Raw genomic sequence first — 18,670 nt, 5'->3', positions numbered from 1 at the left:
GACTGCAGCGACAATGCAGTGTTTTGTTACTTCAGAATAGGCAGCTGACGGATGGGCTGGCAGCGGTTTCAACAGGGTTTGCTGCGGTGCGCGCCATGGCTTGCGCTGTGCTGCGCGTTGCCCGCGGCGGCCCTGGACTGCGCGGGTGCGCGGCATGTCCGCCTGCGCGAGCCGGTAGCGATCAGCCCGCAGGAGAAGGCCGAGTTCCGGGCGTTGGCGCCGCTGCGCGTGCTGGCGGTGGATGCGCCGCCGATGGCGCGCTACGACCCGGCCAGCAAGAGCTACAGCGGCATCGGCGTCGATGTGTGGTGCTTCATCACCAGGGAGCTGGGCCTGCGCCACGACCTGCTGCCCGGCCAGAACCTGAGCCTGGCCGACAAGCTGCAGCAGGTGCAGGACGGGCGCGCCGATGTCTTCATGCCGCTGAGCCACCAGGCCGATCGCGCCCGGCTGGGCCTGTTCACCCTGCCGTATTACGAGAGTTACTACGCCGTCATCGCCCGCAAGGGGCGGCCGCTGCCGGTGCACGGCCTGGCCGATCTGGCGCCCTACCGCGTTGGCCTGGTCAAGGGCGTGGCGCTGGAGCCACAGGTGCAGGCCGTGGTTGCCGCACCCCGGCTCACCCGCTTCGACCAGGCCGGCAGCGAGGGCATGTTCCAGGCGCTGCGCGCGGGCGCGATAGACCTGGCCGTCTACAGCCGGGACATCTTTGAGGAAAAGCGCTACGCGCACGAGTTCTTCGACCTGGAGGTCATACACACCCTGCGCGATGACCCGCGCTCCTACCGCTTCTACTTCAGCCCCACGCCGGCGCACCAGCGCGTGGCGGCGGCGTTCGACCGCTACCTGGCGGCCATCGACAGCTCGGCATCCGTCGCCGCGCATGTGATCGGCGAGCGCCAATTCATCGAACGCTACGTGGCCCAGCGCAGCCAGCGCGCCATGTGGCAGACCACCAGCGTGGCCGGCGCCCTGCTGGCGCTGGTGCTCGGCCTGGGTTTTTTGTACTACCGGCGCATGGCGCACCGGCTGGCCGCCAGCCACCAGCAGGTGCAGCAGCAACAGCAGGCCCTCCAGGCGGCCAACCAGGCGCTGGAGCAGCAAAGCCTGTCCGACACCCTGACCGGCCTGCCGAACCGGCGCGCCTTCGACCTGGCCTTGCACCGCGAGCATGCACGCCAGCAGCGCACGGGCCAGCCGCTGAGCCTGCTGCTGCTGGACGTGGATCACTTCAAGGGCGTGAACGACGCCTATGGCCACTCCATCGGGGACGACTACCTGCGCGCCGTGGCCCGGGTGCTGCGCAAGGTGGTGACCCGCTCCACCGACCTGGCGGCGCGCCACGGGGGCGAGGAATTCACCTGCCTGCTGCCCGACACCAGCGCCACACAGGCGCAGGCCCTGGCCGAACGCATACGCGAGGCGACGCAGCGGCTCACCCTGCCCAACGCCCGCGCCTGGCACCCCATGCTGACGCTGAGCATTGGCGTGGCCACCCTGGAAGCCGGCCCGGCCAGCGCCCAGCAGCTGCTGGAGCAGGCCGACGGCCAGCTCTATGTGGCCAAGCGCACCGGGCGCAACCGCGTCTGCGCCACCGTACTGCGGGGCGCGGTTACCGAGCCGCCAATGCCGCAGCCAGCACCCCCGCCGCATGCCCGCGCGTGAAAGCCTCCTCGAACACCGAGTAGCCGGACCAGTCCGCGTGGGCGAACAGCAGGCGCGGCGTGGCTGGCGTGGGCGGTACGGCGGCACGCTCCCCATTTGATAGCTGGTAGCGCTTACCAGATAAGTGCGAGAGGCTAATTTCATTTAAAAAAACCTGCAGACCCGGCACCGGGATGGCCATGGCGTGGCCATAGCGCGTGAGCTCCATGCGCTGGGCGCGCTCATGGATGTCCGGATGCGGCCCGGCCAGGGTCGCCAGGATGGCGTCCCGCCAATGCGTCCAGGGCCGCTCCAGCAGCGCACTGCGACCGTCGGGCAGGTCGCCCAGCGCCTGGTAGTAGGTCAGCACCGTGGGCGCGGCCTGCGCGGCGCGCGCGTCCAGGCGCTGGTGGCCGGCGTCCACATAGCCCAGGCCACCGGGGTTGGCGTCCTGGAAGAGCACGTTGTCCCAGGCCGGCGCGGCGCCGCCCCGGTCGGCCAGCGGGCGGTCGATGTGGATATTGGCCACCAGCCAGGGCGCCCATTGCAGGCGGCGCACGGCCTCGGTCAAAAAGTCGGGCACCGGCTGCACCAGGCGCGCGGCGACGAACAGCGGCAGCGCCACGATGCAGCGGCGCGCCTGCCAGCGCACGACCTGGCCGCTGGCGGCGTCCAGCGCGTCCAGCTCCACGCCATGGCGCCCCTCGGCGATGCGCAGCACGCTGGCGCCGGCGTGCAGGCGATCGGCCAGCGGTGCGGCCAGGCGCTGCGTCAGCCAGCCATTGCCCTGGGGCCAGGTCAGCACGCCCTCGGCGTCGGCACCGCCCTCGCCCGGGGCGTGGAAGCCATGGCGGCTGGCAAAGTAGTGGATGCCGGCCCAGGCGGATACGCGCGCGCTGCCGGCGCCGTAGTCGTCGCGGCAGCAGTAGTCCAGGTACCAGCGCAGGTGCGCGTCATCCAGCCCCTCGCGCGCCAGCCATTCTGCGAAAGTGATAGCGTCCAGCGCTTGATGGACGGGCGCCAGAGCCTTGTTTGACCTAAAACCACTGACCACCGGCATGGTGAACCGCGCGGCGCGCGAGAGCGCGTCCACGCGCGCGGCAAAGCGCCGGTACTGCGCCAGCGTGGCCGCGCCCACCCCCGCCACGGGCAGCAGGCCGTCCTGCCATTGGCCATCGATGAACAGCCGCTCCTGCGGGCTGTGGCACAGGTGGCGCCCGTCGTCGCCGCCGTACTGCCAGCGCCCGGCCACGCGCTGGCGCAGGCCCAGCTCTTCGAGCAGGTCCTGCACCTCGGGCGCGTCGTCGCCGGGCACGGGCAGGTAATGCGCGCCCAGCGGGCAGGCGATGCCGCCCACGCTGCCGGCGCGGCTGTTGCCGCCGGCCTGGTCTTCGAGCTCCAGCAGCGCGAAGTCCTCCACCCCGGCAAGGCGCAGCGCGCGCGCCGCCGCCAGGCCGGCCACGCCGGCGCCGGCAATCAGCACCTGGGTGCGGCGCTGGCGGTCGGGCTGGTAGGGCGCGCCGCCGGCCAGGCGCTCGCGCAGCGCGTGGCCGCGCTCCATGGCTATGCCGGTGTAGCCCCCGGGCAGATCGGGCGGGGCGTGCTCGCAGCCCGCCAACGCGCCGGCCGCAACGGCGGCCAGCAGGTGGCGCCGGCGCAGCCCCCCGGGCGCGCCGTCAATGGCCCGTGACATGGCCCCATTCCTGCTCATAGCTGTGCACCAGCACCTGGTTCGATAGCCGGTTCACCTCGGCCGGCAGGCGCGCCATGTCGGCCGGAAAGTCAAACAGCAGCGGCAGGGATTTCACGTCCAGAAAGCGCAGCCCCGGCGGCAGCGTATCGGGCATGCGCCAGGGCCGGCGGCTGGCGATGATGAAGCCCCATTCGCCAAAGCTGGGCACATGGGCGTGGTAGGGCTGGGCGCTCAGGCCCACGGATTCGATGGTCGCCACCACCGTCCAGAAGCTGTTGCGCGCCACCAGCGGCGAGGTGGTCTGGACGACGGCATAACCGCTGGCCGCCAGGCGCCGCTGCAGCAGGGCGTAGAAGCTGTTGGTGTAAAGCTTGCCGATGGCAAAGTTGGTCGGGTCGGGGAAGTCCACCACGATCACGTCGAACATGTCGTCGGTGCCCTGCAGCCACTGGAAGGCGTCCTGGTTCTCCACGCGCAGCTTGGGCGAGGCCAGCGCGTCGCCGTTCAGGCGGCGCAGCGTCGCGTCCTGGCCGAACAGCCGCGTCATCGCCGGGTCCAGCTCGACCAGCGTGACGGATTCGACGCTGGGGTATTTCAAGATCTCGCGCACCGCCATGCCGTCGCCGCCACCCAGCACCGCCACGCGCTTCGGCGCCCCATGCGCGGCCATGGCCGGATGCACCAGGGCCTCGTGGTAGCGGTATTCGTCGCGCTCGGCAAACTGCAGGTTGCCGTTCAGGTACAGGCGATGGCCGGCGCGCCCCTGGGTGACGACGATGCGCTGGTAGGGTGAGCTGTGGCTCATCACGATGCGGTCCTGGTAGAACTTGTCTTCGGCAAAGCGCGTGATGTGCTCCGCCCCCACCAGCCCCGCCAGCAGCGCGGCCAGCACCAGGGCGCAGGCCAGCGCGTGGGCGCCGAAGCGCCGCAGCTCATGCCGGAACAGCCACAGCGCCCACAGCGCGACAAAGGCGTTCATGAAGCCAAACAGCAGCCCCGTGCGCACCAGCCCCAGCTGCGGCACCAGCAGCAGTGGAAACGCCAGCGACACCGCCAGCGCGCCCAGGTAGTCGAAGGTGAGTACCTGGCTCACCAGGTCTTTCAGCTCGGTGTTGCGCTTCAGGATGCGCATGACCAGCGGAATCTCCAGCCCCACCAGCGTGCCCACCATCAGCACCATGCCATACAGCAGAAACCGGAACGCGCCCGGTGCATACGCATTGGCCAGGAACAGCGTGGCAGGCAACGCGCCGCCGATCAGCGCCACCAGCAGCTCGATGCGCAGGAAGTGCGCGGGCAACTGCCGCTCGAAATAGCGCGACAACCACGATCCCAGGCCCATGGCAAACAGGTAGGTGCCGATGATGGTGGAGAACTGCAGCACCGAATCGCCCAGCACATACGACGCCAGCGCCCCGGCGGCCAGTTCGTACAGCAGGCCGCAGGCCGCCACCACGAAAACGCTGGCCAGCAGGGCGACGTCTATCGGACGCGGCGCAGTCGCGTGAACCGGCGCTGTGGGCGAGATGGGGGAGTTCATGCCAGGGCGTTGTCCAGCTGTTGCGCCAGTCCTTCGAAAGTCAGCCAGCCAAATACGGCCTTCCCGCCGCTGCTGCGTGCCCACAGCTCACCGACTTGGCGTTTTTCCAGTTCGTAAGGCTCATGCTGCAAAAGCCCCTTGAACTCCAGCAACGCCACGCGCCCATCTGCCAGTTCGGCCACAAAGTCTGCATAGAACCGCCCACGCGATGTGGGCAGGCCAAAGCCGCAGGGCGCCGTGTCGAGGTTGCGCACCCAGTGGCGCACTTTGGGGTGGCGGTCGATGAGCTGCGCACACTGGAACTCTTGGCCACCGTCTTTCAGGTCGGCCAGCACCGGGAAGTAGTGCTTGCCGAACTGGTAGCGCCCACCGTAGCGCGAGCCTACTGGTGCCGGGTAGCGGCCAGGCTCGAATACATGCGGGTGCGCCCAATCCGGCTCAATCAGCCAAGCGCTGCCGTCCCCCAGGCCCAGCACCTGCTGCTGGAAGGCGCGCCGCGTGGCTGCGTCGCGCAAGTCACCCACATGGGCTTCGATGGCGCGCGCCAGCCTGAAGCGCGCCTGTGCCAGCACCACCAGCGGCACGCCGCAGCTGTGCAACTGGTGCTTCACCACCGCCGCCAGGAAGGCGCGGCGCTGGCTCTGCGTGAGCCCGGCCAGTTCGGGGGCCTTGAACAGAGACTGGTCCAGCCAGCCCACCAAGGTGTCGGCATCAATGCTGCTGCTTTCCCAGTCCATTGCCATTTGGGCGCTGCCCGCAGAGCGCAGCGCCACACGGGCACCGTCCATGCCGATCTCGAAAATGTCTGATTCCTGCGCCACCTGAAAGCTGGTCAGCTGCACCGCCTGCGGCGTGAGCAAGTCCAGCTCCACCGCGTCCAGCACCGCCTCACGCTCTAGCGGCCACAGGGGGGCTTGCGCATCCAGCCGATAGCCCAGCGTGGGCAGCGGCGCAAAGGGCACGCAGCGCGATGCGGGCGCTGCCTGCGCCGCCACCAGCGCGTTGTGCTGCGCCACCTGCTCGCGCACCTGCTCTTGCTTCTTGGCGCCGCGCACCTGGGACAGCAGCAGCGCTTCGGTGTCTTGGCTGATGTGGCCGGTGACCACCACCTGTGCGACGCCCCCTACCGCCCGCTGCTGCAGGCCGGGCACGGCCAGCAGTTCGGGGGTGGCAGCAATGGATTCAAAATTTGTAGCTATTGGCGCTTGCTGGACGGGCTCGAGAGCCTGATTTGGCTCTAAATCGTTACCCCAGAGTGGCAGGCTGCTTTGCGCGGCGATCATGCTCGCCACATCCAGCGCTTCAAAGCCCATGTGCTCGATCAGTCGATCCGCCAGTGCGTGCGCCGCCTGCGAGAACTCCGCCGCGCACACATGGGCGTAGGCGCGGTTCAGCGCCTCGCGCCCCCGGCGCGCAGCGTAGGGCATGCGCAGCACGCGGCCCAGCAATTGCTCCACCGCCGTGGCGCTGCTCAGTTTTTGCAGGCTGCACAGCACATAGGCAAACGGGCAGTCCCAGCCCTCGCGCAGCGCCTGCACGGTGATGACGTAGCGCACCGGGCAATCGCGCGCCGCCAGGTGGATGTCGTCCAGGCCACGCTCCTTGCCCGTGGCCACGACCACCTGATTGGCTGGCAATTTCAGTTCATCAATCAAGTAGTCGCGCAGCTTCTCGGGCGGCATCTCGTCGCCCGTGTTCTGCGCCTGAAAGAGCACGATGGGGCGCACATAGCCCGCGCCTGCGGCCTCGTCCTTCAGTGCCTCGGCCTCCAGCTTGCGCCGGGTTTGCACCGCGCCGAATACGGCAGCAGGCCAGCCCTCGGGGTGCTCGGCCAGCACGATGGGCAGCTTGATCATGTCCTCGGCCGCCAGCTCCTGCGCGCTGACGTGGTACAGCACGTTGGTCTTGGCGGCGATGGGCGTGGCCGTCAGCTCCAGGATGAAGCCCGGATTCAGCCGCTGCAGCGCGGTGAAGCTCTTGTCCGTCTTGGCGTTGTGCGCCTCGTCCACGATGAGGATGGGCCGGTGCAGCGCCAGCCAGTTCGCCAGGCTCCAGCGCGGCTGGCCCGCAAAGCCGGCCAGCACGCCGGTGGTGTCAGCCGCTACATCCTCGGGCGTGACCAGCGCGTCGGGCAGATCGCGCAGCCCTGCCAGCGCCCGCTCGTCCGCGCCCCGGAAATGCGGCTCGAAGCTCTCGGAAAAGCTATACACATTGCGCTGGCCCGCGTCCTCGATGCGAAAGCTCTGGATCGTCGCCACCACCACAACGGCATTACGGCCCCACTCGGGCGGCGCGATCTGCGCCACGTCTTCGAGCGCGCACACGCGCAGCCCCTCGCCGTAGGCATCGGCCAGCGCCGCGCGGTACGGGTGGCCGGGCGTCTGCAGCGCCTTCAGGGTTTGCTGGCGAATCGCATCGCTGGGCACCAGCCACACGGCCACCGGCGCATCCACCGCCGCCCACTCGCGCGCCAGCAGCGGCACGGCGTGCGCGGCCAGCACCGTCTTGCCGCCACCGGTGGGGATGCGCAGGCACACGCAGGGCAGCCCGTCGCCAAACGCCCCGGCGTGCCAGGGCCGGCCCGCCAGCTCGCCAAAGGCCAGCGCCGGGCCCTTGACCCGCGCCGCGCGGGCGAAGGCGGCCAGGGTGTCGAGGGCAGTTTGCTGGTAGGTCTTGAGGGTGATGGGGGTCATGGAAGGCTTTCCTGCACGCTGCGGTATGCCTGCTGCGGCGACTTGGGCTTGTCCGGCTGAGTCATGGCAATGCGCTTTTGCGCCAGCAAAGGACGCAGGTAGTTTTGGCGGATGGATTCCGGGTTACGTTGCAGCAGCAGCGCCAGTTCGTCCGCCCGCCAGGGGCGGCGCTGGCACAGCTCCACCACCAGATCGCGCACTCGCTCCGGCGGATGGCGCTGCCCCAGCGCGCCAATGCGGGCCGCAAGCTGGCCAGGCAGTTCGTCCAGCAAGGCCATGCGGGCCGGATCAGGCTTACTAGATAAGCCGTCGGACTTGCTAGATAAGGAGGCGGACTTACTAGATAAGCCCTCAGGCATGCTGGATAAGGGGGCTGACTTACTGGATAGCGCATCCAGCTGGCCAGGCAAGCCGCCAGGCGCGCCGCCCAACAGCCTGTCCGTGGGCTGGTACCAAGTGGCCGAGCCCCGGCCTTGCTGGCTGAACAGGCCCGCGTCGCGCAAGCGCCGCAGGGCACTGCTGGCGGTGAGGGTGTCCACCTTGTTCAGAGCGCGGTAGGTCGCGTTGTCGATGGCGCTGGCTTCGCGGGCCACGACCAGGGCGCGGGCCTCTTCGTCGCTGAGGTGCAGCGCCTTGAACTGCGCCAGCCAGCGGATGTCGTCTTCCCCCAGAAAGTGGTGAAAGAAAAACAGGGTGCTGAACTGATCCTGCCCCCGGTCAGACTCGAACAGGGGCGGCACCAGCCCGGCCTTGTCCATCGCCTCGCGCATGGCGCGAATGCCGCTGCCCTTGGTTTCGGCAAAGCGGGTTTCGTGCAGCACGGCGGCGATGTGGGGGTTGCGCGGCATGGAGCCCGGCTCGCCCAGGTGATCGGGCGACTTGAGCGAAAAACCCGGGTTGCGGATTTCAAGCCGGTTCGCATAGCGAATCACCTGCACCGGAGCCTGCACACGGTAGCTGCGGTGCATCAGGGCATTGACCAGTGCCTCGCGCAGCGCGCGCAGCGGGATGACGGGCTTGTCACGGCGCTGCAACTGGCCCTCTTCCAGACCAAAGCCCTTGGGCAGATCGTCCAGCACGGCCGCCTGGGTGCGGCGCAGCAGCGTGAACAGCGGCGCACGCAGCTCGACCGTGTCGAAGCGGCGGTCGGGATGCGGCACCCATTCCCGCCCCGGCACCCGGATGTAATCGACCCGCGTCATCGGGAAACAGCGCCGCAAAGCCACAGCCTTCCCAAACAGCAACAAGCCCGCCACCGTGGGCTTCCAGGCGCCTGCCGCATCGCGCCGTACCGCGTTCAACGCCTGCAAGAGTTCTGCGTCCGTCCAGCGCAGCTCCTCGGCATCGGGATTGGCCTCGGCCCGGGCCTGGCGGTACTCGGCAATGGCGGCGTCGTCGAAATCATCCAGCTCGGCGCCAGAAACCAGCCCCGCGTCAAAGCTCTCGCGCTGGCGCGACTGGTACAGCGTTTCCAGATCGTCCTCGGTGCACCGCTGGTCGGTGCTGCCGATGCGGCGAAATGCGCCCTTGGGCAGGCCGGTGGCCTTGAAGTAAATGGGCTTGTCCTGCGGCGCAGCCTCGGGCACGAACACCACGACGACCGACTCACCCGCCAGCGTTTCGGTGCGTATGTCCACCCGCAGAGGCATATTGAACGTCGTGGCGCACTGGCTGGCCAGGTCGGCGCTGAGCTTGTCAGGCTGAGGTACGCCCTCCACGGCATAGCCGGGGAACAGCGCCTGTTCGTCCGGCGCCACCCCCAGCAACAGCCAGCCGCCGCCCAGATGAGGCTCATTGGCAAAGGCGCAAATGGTTTCCAGCAGCGACTTGCCCGCCTCCTGCGCGCGCTTGGCCTCGATGCGCTCGTTTTCATCGAGCAGGTTCAGGCTTTCCAGCAGCTCCTGTGCGTTCATCCCCCTCACCTCGCCTTCACGTCGTACGGAATGTGCTTGAACGTGACCCGCGCGCGCGCCAGCGTCTCGGGGCCGAGGCGGTTGGCCTCGCCGTAGACCACCAGCGGCGCCTCGGGGTGGGGCGTGGTGGCGTGCAGCGCCAGCAGCGCATCGAGCACCGCGCGCGTGAGCACGTTGCCGCTGGCGGGGCGCTTGTCGCCCAAAATACCGTTGAACAGCAGGTAGTAGGCCGTGCGGCTGCGCAGCACCTGGGCCGAGCAGACACCCTCACCCCTGCCCTCTCCCGCTCGCGGGAGAGGGAGTGAATGCAGCGCCGCGCCCGCCGGTCTTTCTCCCTCTCCCTCCGGGAGAGGGTTGGGGTGAGGGCCAGCACCGCCCATTTCAAGCGAAATCGCCCCTTCGCGCCCGTCCGTCAAGCGCTGCACGCTCTCAAAAACAGAGTAGGTTCCCAGCCACGGCGTGCCCGCCTGGCCCTGGGCCGCGTCCCAGGTCTGGCCCGTCTCCTGCTGCCAGACGAAGGCCGCCAGGGTGGCGAAGCGCACCTCGGGGTGGATGGCGCCGGTGGCGTCAAAAATGGGCGCGCCCAGCCTCTGGAAGCGAAAGCCGCCGCCGCCCTGCCAGCCCAATGCCTGGCTGATGCCGCCCTGCTCGCCGGCGACGACTTTTTGCAGCCGCGGCAGACAGTGGGTGGCGGCATGCTCGCCCATTTCTATGCCTATCCAGCGCCGGCCCATCTTGTGGGCAACGGCGGCCGTGGTGCCGGAGCCGAGGAAGCTGTCGAGGACGAGGTCGCCGGGATTCGTGGCGATGTGCAGGATGCGTTGAAGCAGGCGCTCGGGTTTGGGGGTGCCGAAACGACCATCGGCAAACAAGGTCAGCCCTTCCAGCATGGCTTCTTGGTTGTGTCCTGACTCGCTGTGCGCCCAGATGGAGCGGGGAACCACATCTCCAGAATCAGTGAGAAATTTTTTGATACGCGGAGCATTTGCGTTGCCATCGACACCCCAATACAGCATGTTGTTTTGGAGGTGCTGCGCATGTGCTTCTTGTGAATACGCCCATACGCGCGTGCGCTTGGGCCAGACCTCTTTGCCCGTTCGTGGATGGATGAGTGGGTAGTACAGGTTGGGGCGCTCATCAGCGGTTTTCGCGCAGGTGTAGGCCGCAGAGTTCCACTCTCCGCGCGGGTCGTTGTCAGGGTTTGTGTAGTACTTCGTTTGTTCTTCGCTGCGCGGCAGGCGTTTCGGCTGCCAGAGAGGCTTACTCTTGGCATACACCAAGACGTGATCGTGGTCGCCGCTGAAATAGCGTGCGTCATTGGCTGGGCTGACGCGCTTGTGCCACGACACATCCGCCACAAAATTCCTCCGCCCAAACACCTCATCCATCAACACCTTGAGGTAATGCCCCTCGTTGTCGTCGATGGTGACCCAGATCGAACCGTCCTCGCTCAGCAGCTCGCGCAGCAGCTGCAGGCGCGGCAGCATCATCGACAGCCACTGCGAATGCTCCAGGTTGTCGTCGTAGTGCTCGAAGGCGCTTTGGGTGTTGTACGGCGGGTCGATGAAGATGCACTTCACCCGCCCCCGGTAAAACGGCAGCAGGGCCTTCAAGGCTTCGAGGTTGTCGCCCTGGATCAGCAGGTTGTTCGCCGCCTGCGCGGCGTCGCCGTGGGCGGAGACGCTGTCCAGCAGGCGGTAGGGCACTTCGGATGCCGTGGTGAAGGCGGTGGCGCGGTTGAGCCAGTCTAGGGTGGGCATGGGGCAGGGGCGAGCCCGCGCTGGGCGGGCAGGAGCAAGTCAACAAAGAGGGCTGTGGGCGCGGCGCTTCAAACCCTGTCGGTCTCCACGGGCGGCGTGGCGGGCACCTTGTCCAGCACCGCCAGCGCGTCCTGGGGCAGGGTGCGGGCCGCCAGCGCGCGCAGCTGGCCCATGTAGAGCATTTGCTCGCGGATCAGCATGCCGTCGTGGATCAGCTCGGCGTAGAGGCGGTTCTCCGACACGCCCAGGGCCTCGGCCAGGCGCTTGGCGCGCTCGCGCTCGTCGTTCTGGATGCGCAGGGGAAAGGATGTTTTGCTCATCATGGCCTCCGGTGGTGGCGGGTCAATGCGTCAGGCTGCGCAGCAGCTGCCCGGGTGTGGTGATGGGGATCTGCGGGAAGCGCAGCTGACCCCGGGCAAAGTCAGCCAGGTTGTGCGTGACCAGGGTGCAGGGCCAGGCGGCAACCGCGATTTCCAGCACGAAGTTGTCGCCCTCGTCGCGCAGATTGGGGCGCCAGAGGTAGCGCACATGCACCTCCTGGGCACGTGCCACGAGGTGCGCCAGCACCAGCTCGGCGTCGGCCCAGGCAAGGCCGGTATCGGCCAGCGTGGTGGGTCGGCTGAACACATCGCGGTATTCGTACACCAGCTTCTGGTGCACCACGAGCGGCAGCTCACCTTGCAAGGCGCGGCGCACCAGGGCGTGGCTGGCACCTTGGCTGGAACGCAAGGCAGCCACCAGCACGTTGGTGTCAAGCAGATATCGCATGGATAGATGATATCTAAAGTGATGTCATTTATCCCCTGTGGTTTATTTCCCCACGGGACAAGTCACGCCCCGCAGCATTTCTTGTACTTCTTGCCACTGCCGCAGGGGCAGGGGTCGTTGCGGCCGACCTTGACCGATTGGCGCAGCAGCGGCATACGGGCCAGCTGCTCCCGCACGGCCCGGCGGTGGGGGTCGCGCCACCAGGCCATCAGCTCATACAGGGTGGTGATCAGCAGCTGCGCAAATGCGTCGTCCTGGTCGATCTGCTGCTCGGGCCGGTCGGGGTTGTGGCCCAGGTCGAAGAGCACGATGGGGCTGATCAGGTGGTAGTCGTCGGGGTCTTCGATCAGCTCGTCCCAGCTCAAGTCCTCGGACACGGCGGTGCGAAAGCCCTGGGCCCAGTCCCTGAGCGTCCAGTCGCCCCGGCGCAGGCCGTCCGCGTCGAGCTGGTAGGGCGTGATGCAGTCGCCGGGATCGACGTCGGCGTGCAGCGGCGTGAACAGGTTGTCGGTGGTGATCTGGCTGCGCGGCGTGGCCAGGCGCAGCTGGATGTCGAGGTAGCGCGCGCGCAGCAGTTCCAGCAGCCGCGTCTGGGCGGCGGGGTCTTCGGCCAGCGGCAGGGTGGGCTGGCCGAAGATGGCCTCCATCCACTGGTGCAGCATCACCGGGTCGGGGGCGATGACCAGCGCGGTCATGTAGCCGTCGGCCTGGCCCATGCTCATGGCGGTCTCGGGCAGGTCGTCGGCCTCCATGCGCTCGAAGAGCTCCAGCAGCTCGTCCTCGGTCATCAGGCGCTCGCCCTCGGCGTTGATATGGCGCAGGTTCCAGGAGAAAAATTCGTTCAGCGGTTCCATGGGCACAGGCCTTTCAGTGGATGGCGGCGGCGACGATGATGCTGATCCCCAGGCACATGGCCGCCACCACCAGCGCCAGGGCGCGGTTTTGTTTTTCGACGATCTCGGCCCACAGGTCGGTGGGCGTGATCTTGTCGATGAGCACAAAGCACAGCCAGAAGATGACCACGCCGATCAGCGCGTAGAGGATGGACCCGAGAAAGGCCGCGGGCCGTAGCCATTCGATTCCCATCATGGCGTTTGCTCCTTGTAGGGTTGGGTGAAAGAACGATTCATTTGTGACCGCCGCCACTGCTGTAGCCACCGAACGAGCCGCCCGAGCTGCGCACGCCCCCGCCCGGGCTGCCCGAGCAGTTGCTCATCAGCACCAGCAGCACGAAGAGGATGAACAACACCAGGATCAGCGTGCCACAGCCTATGCCGGAGGCGGCAGCGACCGGCCCCGCGTCCTGGCGCCGGAACAACCCGGCCTTGTCGCCGAGCTTGAAGGCCTGGGCCACGGCGCTGCTGTCGATGCGGCTGCCGTGCGACCAGGTGATCTCGCCCGGTGTCTGCTCGCGCGAGAGGATGCCGCGGCCGTTCACCGCGGCAAAGTCGCTGTTGCCGGTCTTCTGGCCGCGCACCACGGGCCAGTAGAACTCGCCGGCGACGTAGGTCGTCTCGGCCTGGTAGCTGGAGGTCAGGCGGTACTGCCGGCCCAGGTAGCTGGCCTGCTGCGCGCCCGGTTTGTACTGCGGCGCGCCGGTGGTGGGGCGCACCAGGCTCCAGCCGTCGCTGGCGTCCACCAGAAAGATGAAGCCGCGCTGGCGGTTGTAGAGCAGGTATTCCTCCCAGCCAAAGTTCTCATCGTCGCCGGCTTCGCGCCCGGAGCGGTGCTGAAAACCGACCACCTGCCAGGGCGCGCCCTCGAACTGGCCCACGCTGCCCAGGGCGATCAGCGGCTGCACGGGTTCGTACTGGGCGGCGTGGCGCAGCTCGCCCCCTAGGCCGGCGCTCAGGTCGATGATGCTGTCGCACGCCGGGCAGGTGCAGCTTTTGCTGCTGGCCAGCTCCACGCGCACCGGTGCGCCGCAGCGCGGGCAGTTGAACTGGCGGCCCTGCTCGTCGCGGGCGGATTCGTCCTTGATGCCGACAAGGCGCAGGTCTTGCAGCCGCACGGCGCGCCCACGCTGTACCTGGGGTGGCTGGCTGCCGTAGTCGATGGACAGCACCTCGCCATCGGCGCTGCGCAGCTCCACCACCTGGAAGGGCTGGCCCAGCGGCGGCAGCTTGGGCAACTCGCCCTGGGCCGAGACCAGGCGCACCTGCATGTTGGCCGCCACGCTGAAGGGCTGGCCGCCCACGGCCGTGGTCATGCCCACGCGCAGCTGCTCGGGCGCCGGGGCGTCGCGGCCCAGCCGGGCCGGGCGGGTGAAGACGTAGGCGCCGTTGTCCTCGCTCAACACACCGCTGCCGCCGTCTTGCAAAAACGCGATCCACTCCGTCCAGCGGCCCTGCTCGCCCTGGTACTGCAGGCGGCCGATCAGGGTGAAGGGCTGATCCTTGCCATCCTGCTCGATACGCCCGCTGGCCATGAGGCGCAGCGGGCTGTGGTCGTCGAACAGCTCGGCCATCTTGCCCAGGCGTTGCAGCACCTCGCCGCTGCGCACCACCATGCTCTGGCAGTAGGCGCAGATGGCGTGGGTGGACTGGGCGCTCCTGAACTCGACCGGCGCGCCGCAACCGGGGCAGGGCGCGCGGTAGCTGCGCTGGGGGGCGCTGTCGGCCATGCGTGGTGTTTTGAGTGTTTTTGGCTTCTAGCGCTTTGGTATCAAGCGCCAACAGCTATGAAAATAGGAGTCAAACCAGCTTCTTCAAAAGCTCGGCCTTCTTGGCGTCGAACTCTTCCTGGGTCAGGATGCCCTTGGCCTTCAGCTCGGCCAGCTTCTCCAGCGTGGCCATGACCTCGTCGGGCCGCACGCCGACCGGGGCCGCGGGAGCGGCCGGCGCGGCGCCACCGGCCAGTCCGGCCTGCAGGTTCTGCGCCAGCACCTGGCCCATGGCCACGCCGGCGCCCAGGCCCATGGCGTCGCCGACCACGCCGCCGCCGCCTCCGCCCGCCGCGCCCTCGGCCAGCTTGGGGATGGCCTGGGCCGTCTGGTACTGCATGAACTTGCCCATGTCGCCGCCGACCATGCCCATGCCAATCTTCTGGTCCAGCACCTTTTGCAGCTCCTCGGGCAGCGACAGGTTCTGCACCGTCATGGCTTCGAGCTTGAGGCCTAGCTTCTCAAATGCGGGCGCCAGCTCCCTGGCCAGCGCGTCGGCAAACATCAGCTGATTCGCCGCCAGGTCGAGAAACGCTACGCCGCTGCTGGCGATGGCGTTGCTGATGTTCTGCAGCACCAGACCGCGCAGCTGGCCGTCCAGGTGGGCGGCGGGGTAGGACTCGCGCGTGCCAGAGATCTCGGTGTGCAGCAGCTTGGGGTCGGCCACGCGATAGGCGTAGTTGCCGAAGGCGCGCAGGCGCACGGCGCCAAAGTCCTTGTCGCGGATGGTGATGGGCTGGGGCGTGCCCCATTTCTGGTCAATCTGCTGGCGCGTGCTGAAAAAGTACACGTCGCTCTTGAAGGGCGACTGGAACAGCTTGTCCCAGTTCTTCAGGTAGGTCAGCACCGGCAGGGTCTGGGTGGTGAGCTTGTAGGTGCCGGGGCCGAAGACGTCGGCCACCTGGCCCTCGTTGACGAACAGCGCCATCTGCGACTCGCGCACCACCAGGGTGGCGCCCGTCTGGATCTCCATGCCCGCCATGGGGAAGCGCCAGGCCAGCGTCCCGTCGCCCTCTTCGGTCCACTGGAGGATGTCGATGAACTGCTTCTTGATGAAGTCCATGAGGGCCATGGTCGTGCTCCCGTTCGGGTCTGGAGGGGGGTGAAAAAACGAGCGGCCATCATAGCGGCCGCACCCGGCACGCCAGGGCCGCTATCCGCGGGATAGCCATAAGCCATTGGCGAATTAAATGAGAATGACTATCATTTATTAGACCAAACAAGGAGTGCACCATGTCCCGCATCCGCAACGCCGCCCGCAACAACCTGCCTACGCTGGCCAAGACCGGCAGTTACTACGTCATCCACATCTGCGTGGCCGCCATGGTGGCCTATGCCGTCACGGGCAACTGGATCGCCTCGCTCACGCTGAGCCTGCTGGAGCCCACGGTGCAGGCGGTGGCGTTCTTCTTCCATGAAAAGGCGTGGCAGCGGGCGGCAGAGCGCAAGGCGGCCGCTCAGGCCAGCGTATCCAGCAGCGTGCCCGCCATGTCGTCGGCCGTGCGCAGCACCAGCGCATTGGCCTTGAAGGCGTAAGAGGCGGTGATTTGCTCCACGGCCTCGGCCTCCAGCGCCACGCCGGGCCGCGCCGCCTGGGCCGTCCGCGCCTGCACGCCGCCCGTTGGCGGCACGGCCTGCTGCTGCACCGTCTGATCCTTGAAACCGGGGGTATTCAGGTTGGCGACGTTGTGGGCGCTGGCATTCAGGCGCAGCTGCGCGGCCTGCAGGCCGGATGAGGCGATGGACAGTAGCGAGGACATGGTCTCCCTGGTATCGGCCATGGGGCGGCCAACTGTAGGCCCGGCTACAGCCCGAACACCTTCTTCAGGAACGCCAGCGCCGCCTGCGTCGCCTGGTCACGGGCCTTGGTGCTGCCCTCGACGGTGGCGCCCACGGCCTGGCAGGCCTTGAGCGCGTCGCGGTAGGCCGGCCCCTGCAGGCGCGCCCCCGTGGCGCCGTCATGGGCGGTCAGGGTATCGATATCGGTCTCGACCGTGCAGTCCGGCCTGATGCGCACCGCGTTGCGCATCTGATGGCGGCGTTGATCGTCGGCGTCGAACTTGTGCCTCGCGCCGGCAAGGGTGACGAACTGCACCGGCGTGCCGGCCCTGCCGATCTTGTCGGCATAGTCCAGGCAGGGGCCGATGGGGGTGTAGTCATCGGCATCTCCGTGGATGAACAGCATCGGTGCCGGCGTAAACACGCCCGACCTGACCACCAGGCGGAACACGCCCACGCAACCGCCGGCATAGGTGGGTATGAAGGCAGCGTAGCGCAGGCCGTCGGGCAGCCTTTGCGCGGCGATGATGCGCGTCACGTTGGCGCGCAGGGTGGCGCTGCCGCCACGCGAAAACCCCATCAGGGCGATGCGTTTGGGGTCTATGCGCGGGTGCGTGGCCAGCAGCCGGAGGGCCGCGAAGCTGTCGGCCACGTCGGCCACGAACGGCACGCTGGACTGATCCTCGGCCGTGCTCTGCACGCCACGCGGGCCGAACATATCCAGCACGAAGACCGCCATGCCGGCGGCGTTGAACTGCTTGGGCCAGTAATTGAGCAAGGCATCGTAGACGCCGCCCGAGCCGTGCAGCAGCACCACGGCGGGCAGCTTGGCGCCATCGCCCGGCGGCAGGAACAAATGGCCGCGGATGTTCACCGCCTCGGCGCCAGCGCCGCCCTTCATCAGATCGGGCAGGGTCTTGGGGGTGGTGCTGGCAAAGGCATAGACACCATTGCCGGGGCCGGATGCGAAGTTGCTCACCACATCCTGGGCCGCCGCATGGCCGGCCGCCAGGGCGGCGAGCAGCACGCCCGCCAGACAACGCGCAAATGAAACCGCTTGTCGAATGCTGGGCATCATGATCTGTCCTTTTCGTGGCATGAGCGCCGGGCAGAAATGCTAGTACAGCAACCTGGAAGTAGAGGAACAAAATGAAAGCGATGGATTCGCGCCCAGGGCAAGGCGCAAACCGCAGCGATAGCCATAGCTATCGCGAGGATTTGCAACGCCGCCATGGGTGCGAAGGCGCGCTTTCATGTTTCGATATTTCCGGGTTGCTGTACTAGACCTCGCCGTGCCGCTGTCAATGCCGCTTACACCGCCGCATGCGCCTGTGCCAGGCATTGCTGGAACAGCAGCGCCGCCCGGCTGGGCGCGGGCGAGCGGCGCAGCAGGCTGACGAACTGGCAGCGGTAATGGAACAGATCCGGCCGCACGGCCTGAAGCCGGCCGCGCCGCTCGAAGGCCTCGGCATAGTGGTCGGGCAGAAAGCCCAGAAAGCGCCCGGACAGCAGCAGCGTGGCGATGGATTCCTGGTCGAAACCGGTGGCGGTGCGCTCAAGCTGCGCCTGGTGCGACAGCTCCATGTTGGGCGAGTGGTAGCCCAGGCCGGCGAAGGGGTGGCGGCGCACGGCGTCCCAGTCCAGCGCGTCATGCGCCGCCCCAAACAAAGGGTGACCGGCGCCGCAGTACAGCAGCATGGTTTCGCCAAACAGGTCGGTGTAGTCAAGGCTTTGCGAGCTGCGGTGCGCCGGGATGATGCCCACCTGAAAGCCGCCGTCGATGATGCCGCGCTCTATGGCGTTGATTGAGCCCACATGCAGCTGCAGCTGCACGTCGGGCGCCTGCTCGGCAAAGGTGGCAATGGCGGCGTGGATGCGCGCGGCCGGGTTGCTGGCGGTCTTGTCGAACACCGCCACGGCCAGCTGCCCGCCCATGCGCGCGTGGATGTCGTCGATGCTGCCCAGAAAGCCGCGCACGCTGGCCAAGAGGCGCAGCGTCTCCTCGTACACACGCTGGCCCTCGGGCGTCAGGGCAAAGCCGGCCCGGCCGCGGCGGCACAGGGTCATGCCCAGGCGTGTCTCCAGATCCTTCACATGGCGGCTGACGGTGCTGGTGCCGATGTTCAGCTCCAGCTCGGCCGCCGCCATGCCGCCGCATTCGACCACGGCCTTGAAGACCTGCAGCAGGCGCAGGTCCATGTCGGATAGCTGGCCCATG

Annotated in this window: 16 protein-coding genes; 2 read left to right on the top strand and 14 right to left on the bottom strand. The window is 67.8% G+C overall.

The window, feature by feature from the left end:
- Window positions 1-117: 117 nt before the first annotated feature.
- Window positions 118-1,665, top strand: coding sequence for a GGDEF domain-containing protein (locus P4826_RS13430; RefSeq protein ID WP_317700881.1), 1,548 nt, complete (start codon window positions 118-120; stop codon window positions 1,663-1,665).
- On the opposite strand, the gene P4826_RS13425 is transcribed toward P4826_RS13430, so the two are convergent.
- The 11 genes from P4826_RS13425 to P4826_RS13375 all read right to left on the bottom strand — a co-directional run bounded on the left by P4826_RS13425 (window position 1,613) and on the right by P4826_RS13375 (window position 15,745).
- Window positions 1,613-3,337: an NAD(P)-binding protein gene (locus tag P4826_RS13425; RefSeq protein WP_317700880.1), complete on the bottom strand. Its 1,725-nt coding sequence runs from the start codon at window positions 3,335-3,337 to the stop codon at window positions 1,613-1,615. The genes P4826_RS13430 and P4826_RS13425 overlap by 53 nt on opposite strands.
- Window positions 3,321-4,877 (bottom strand): polyamine aminopropyltransferase, encoded by a 1,557-nt coding sequence (locus tag P4826_RS13420; protein ID WP_317700878.1) that lies wholly within the window; start codon window positions 4,875-4,877, stop codon window positions 3,321-3,323. Before P4826_RS13420 ends, P4826_RS13425 begins: the two co-directional genes overlap by 17 nt.
- Complete coding sequence (locus tag P4826_RS13415) at window positions 4,874-7,570, bottom strand: DEAD/DEAH box helicase (RefSeq protein ID WP_317700876.1); 2,697 nt, start codon at window positions 7,568-7,570, stop codon at window positions 4,874-4,876. The genes P4826_RS13420 and P4826_RS13415 overlap by 4 nt, the downstream gene beginning before the upstream one ends.
- Window positions 7,567-9,483 (bottom strand): ATP-binding protein, encoded by a 1,917-nt coding sequence (locus P4826_RS13410; RefSeq protein WP_317700874.1) that lies wholly within the window; start codon window positions 9,481-9,483, stop codon window positions 7,567-7,569. Before P4826_RS13410 ends, P4826_RS13415 begins: the two co-directional genes overlap by 4 nt.
- A 5-nt stretch (window positions 9,484-9,488) precedes the next feature.
- Window positions 9,489-11,243 carry a site-specific DNA-methyltransferase gene (locus P4826_RS13405; RefSeq protein ID WP_317700872.1) on the bottom strand — a complete coding sequence of 585 codons (1,755 nt, stop codon included), beginning with the start codon at window positions 11,241-11,243 and terminating at the stop codon, window positions 9,489-9,491.
- Window positions 11,244-11,311: 68 nt separating this feature from the next.
- Window positions 11,312-11,563, bottom strand: a complete 252-nt coding sequence (locus P4826_RS13400; protein WP_317700871.1) for a hypothetical protein — start codon at window positions 11,561-11,563, stop codon at window positions 11,312-11,314.
- A 22-nt stretch (window positions 11,564-11,585) separates the two neighbouring features.
- Window positions 11,586-12,011, bottom strand: coding sequence for a PIN domain-containing protein (locus tag P4826_RS13395; protein WP_317700870.1), 426 nt, complete (start codon window positions 12,009-12,011; stop codon window positions 11,586-11,588).
- Window positions 12,012-12,073: 62 nt separating this feature from the next.
- Complete coding sequence (locus tag P4826_RS13390; protein ID WP_317700869.1) at window positions 12,074-12,865, bottom strand: YecA/YgfB family protein; 792 nt, start codon at window positions 12,863-12,865, stop codon at window positions 12,074-12,076.
- 13 nt (window positions 12,866-12,878) lie between these two features.
- Window positions 12,879-13,100 carry a DUF350 domain-containing protein gene (locus tag P4826_RS13385; protein ID WP_317700868.1) on the bottom strand — a complete coding sequence of 74 codons (222 nt, stop codon included), beginning with the start codon at window positions 13,098-13,100 and terminating at the stop codon, window positions 12,879-12,881.
- A gap of 37 nt (window positions 13,101-13,137) precedes the next feature.
- The gene (locus tag P4826_RS13380; RefSeq protein ID WP_317700867.1) at window positions 13,138-14,634 is read right to left on the bottom strand and encodes a DUF4178 domain-containing protein; all 1,497 of its coding nucleotides are present in this window, start codon (window positions 14,632-14,634) and stop codon (window positions 13,138-13,140) included.
- Between the two features lie 70 nt (window positions 14,635-14,704).
- A complete protein-coding gene (locus tag P4826_RS13375) occupies window positions 14,705-15,745 on the bottom strand; it encodes an SPFH domain-containing protein (RefSeq protein ID WP_317700866.1) in 1,041 nt (346 codons plus the stop codon).
- Window positions 15,746-15,906: 161 nt separating this feature from the next.
- Between P4826_RS13375 and P4826_RS13370 the strand changes: the two genes are divergently transcribed.
- Window positions 15,907-16,209 carry a DUF2061 domain-containing protein gene (locus tag P4826_RS13370; protein WP_317700865.1) on the top strand — a complete coding sequence of 101 codons (303 nt, stop codon included), beginning with the start codon at window positions 15,907-15,909 and terminating at the stop codon, window positions 16,207-16,209.
- Here P4826_RS13370 and P4826_RS13365 read toward each other — a convergent pair.
- From P4826_RS13365 to P4826_RS13355, 3 genes are all read right to left on the bottom strand, one after another.
- The gene (locus P4826_RS13365) at window positions 16,131-16,454 is read right to left on the bottom strand and encodes a flagellar basal body protein (protein WP_317700864.1); all 324 of its coding nucleotides are present in this window, start codon (window positions 16,452-16,454) and stop codon (window positions 16,131-16,133) included. The genes P4826_RS13370 and P4826_RS13365 overlap by 79 nt on opposite strands.
- A 23-nt stretch (window positions 16,455-16,477) precedes the next feature.
- The gene (locus P4826_RS13360) at window positions 16,478-17,530 is read right to left on the bottom strand and encodes a dienelactone hydrolase family protein (protein WP_317700863.1); all 1,053 of its coding nucleotides are present in this window, start codon (window positions 17,528-17,530) and stop codon (window positions 16,478-16,480) included.
- 233 nt (window positions 17,531-17,763) lie between these two features.
- Window positions 17,764-18,669, bottom strand: a complete 906-nt coding sequence (locus tag P4826_RS13355) for a LysR family transcriptional regulator (RefSeq protein ID WP_317700862.1) — start codon at window positions 18,667-18,669, stop codon at window positions 17,764-17,766.
- Between the last annotated feature and the right edge of the window lies 1 nt (window position 18,670).

This window comes from Diaphorobacter limosus (assembly GCF_033100095.1).
Taxonomy (GTDB): domain Bacteria; phylum Pseudomonadota; class Gammaproteobacteria; order Burkholderiales; family Burkholderiaceae_C; genus Alicycliphilus; species Alicycliphilus limosus.
Note: the sequence above shows the minus strand (reverse complement) of the source record. Positions and strands in the feature narration are given on the sequence as shown.

Bases quoted from the DNA above. Each gene is read 5' to 3' on its own strand.
- P4826_RS13380 (WP_317700867.1), bottom strand. From the start codon at position 14,634: ATGGCCGACAGCGCCCCCCAGCGCAGCTACCGCGCGCCCTGCCCCGGT.
- P4826_RS13370 (WP_317700865.1), top strand. From the start codon at position 15,907: ATGTCCCGCATCCGCAACGCCGCCCGCAACAACCTGCCTACGCTGGCC.
- P4826_RS13400 (WP_317700871.1), bottom strand. From the start codon at position 11,563: ATGAGCAAAACATCCTTTCCCCTGCGCATCCAGAACGACGAGCGCGAG.
- P4826_RS13405 (WP_317700872.1), bottom strand. From the start codon at position 11,243: ATGCCCACCCTAGACTGGCTCAACCGCGCCACCGCCTTCACCACGGCA.
- P4826_RS13395 (WP_317700870.1), bottom strand. From the start codon at position 12,011: ATGCGATATCTGCTTGACACCAACGTGCTGGTGGCTGCCTTGCGTTCC.
- P4826_RS13360 (WP_317700863.1), bottom strand. From the start codon at position 17,530: ATGATGCCCAGCATTCGACAAGCGGTTTCATTTGCGCGTTGTCTGGCG.
- P4826_RS13420 (WP_317700878.1), bottom strand. From the start codon at position 4,877: ATGAACTCCCCCATCTCGCCCACAGCGCCGGTTCACGCGACTGCGCCG.
- P4826_RS13385 (WP_317700868.1), bottom strand. From the start codon at position 13,100: ATGATGGGAATCGAATGGCTACGGCCCGCGGCCTTTCTCGGGTCCATC.
- P4826_RS13355 (WP_317700862.1), bottom strand. From the start codon at position 18,669: ATGGGCCAGCTATCCGACATGGACCTGCGCCTGCTGCAGGTCTTCAAG.
- P4826_RS13425 (WP_317700880.1), bottom strand. From the start codon at position 3,337: ATGTCACGGGCCATTGACGGCGCGCCCGGGGGGCTGCGCCGGCGCCAC.
- P4826_RS13410 (WP_317700874.1), bottom strand. From the start codon at position 9,483: ATGAACGCACAGGAGCTGCTGGAAAGCCTGAACCTGCTCGATGAAAAC.
- P4826_RS13375 (WP_317700866.1), bottom strand. From the start codon at position 15,745: ATGGCCCTCATGGACTTCATCAAGAAGCAGTTCATCGACATCCTCCAG.
- P4826_RS13415 (WP_317700876.1), bottom strand. From the start codon at position 7,570: ATGACCCCCATCACCCTCAAGACCTACCAGCAAACTGCCCTCGACACC.
- P4826_RS13390 (WP_317700869.1), bottom strand. From the start codon at position 12,865: ATGGAACCGCTGAACGAATTTTTCTCCTGGAACCTGCGCCATATCAAC.
- P4826_RS13365 (WP_317700864.1), bottom strand. From the start codon at position 16,454: ATGGCCGATACCAGGGAGACCATGTCCTCGCTACTGTCCATCGCCTCA.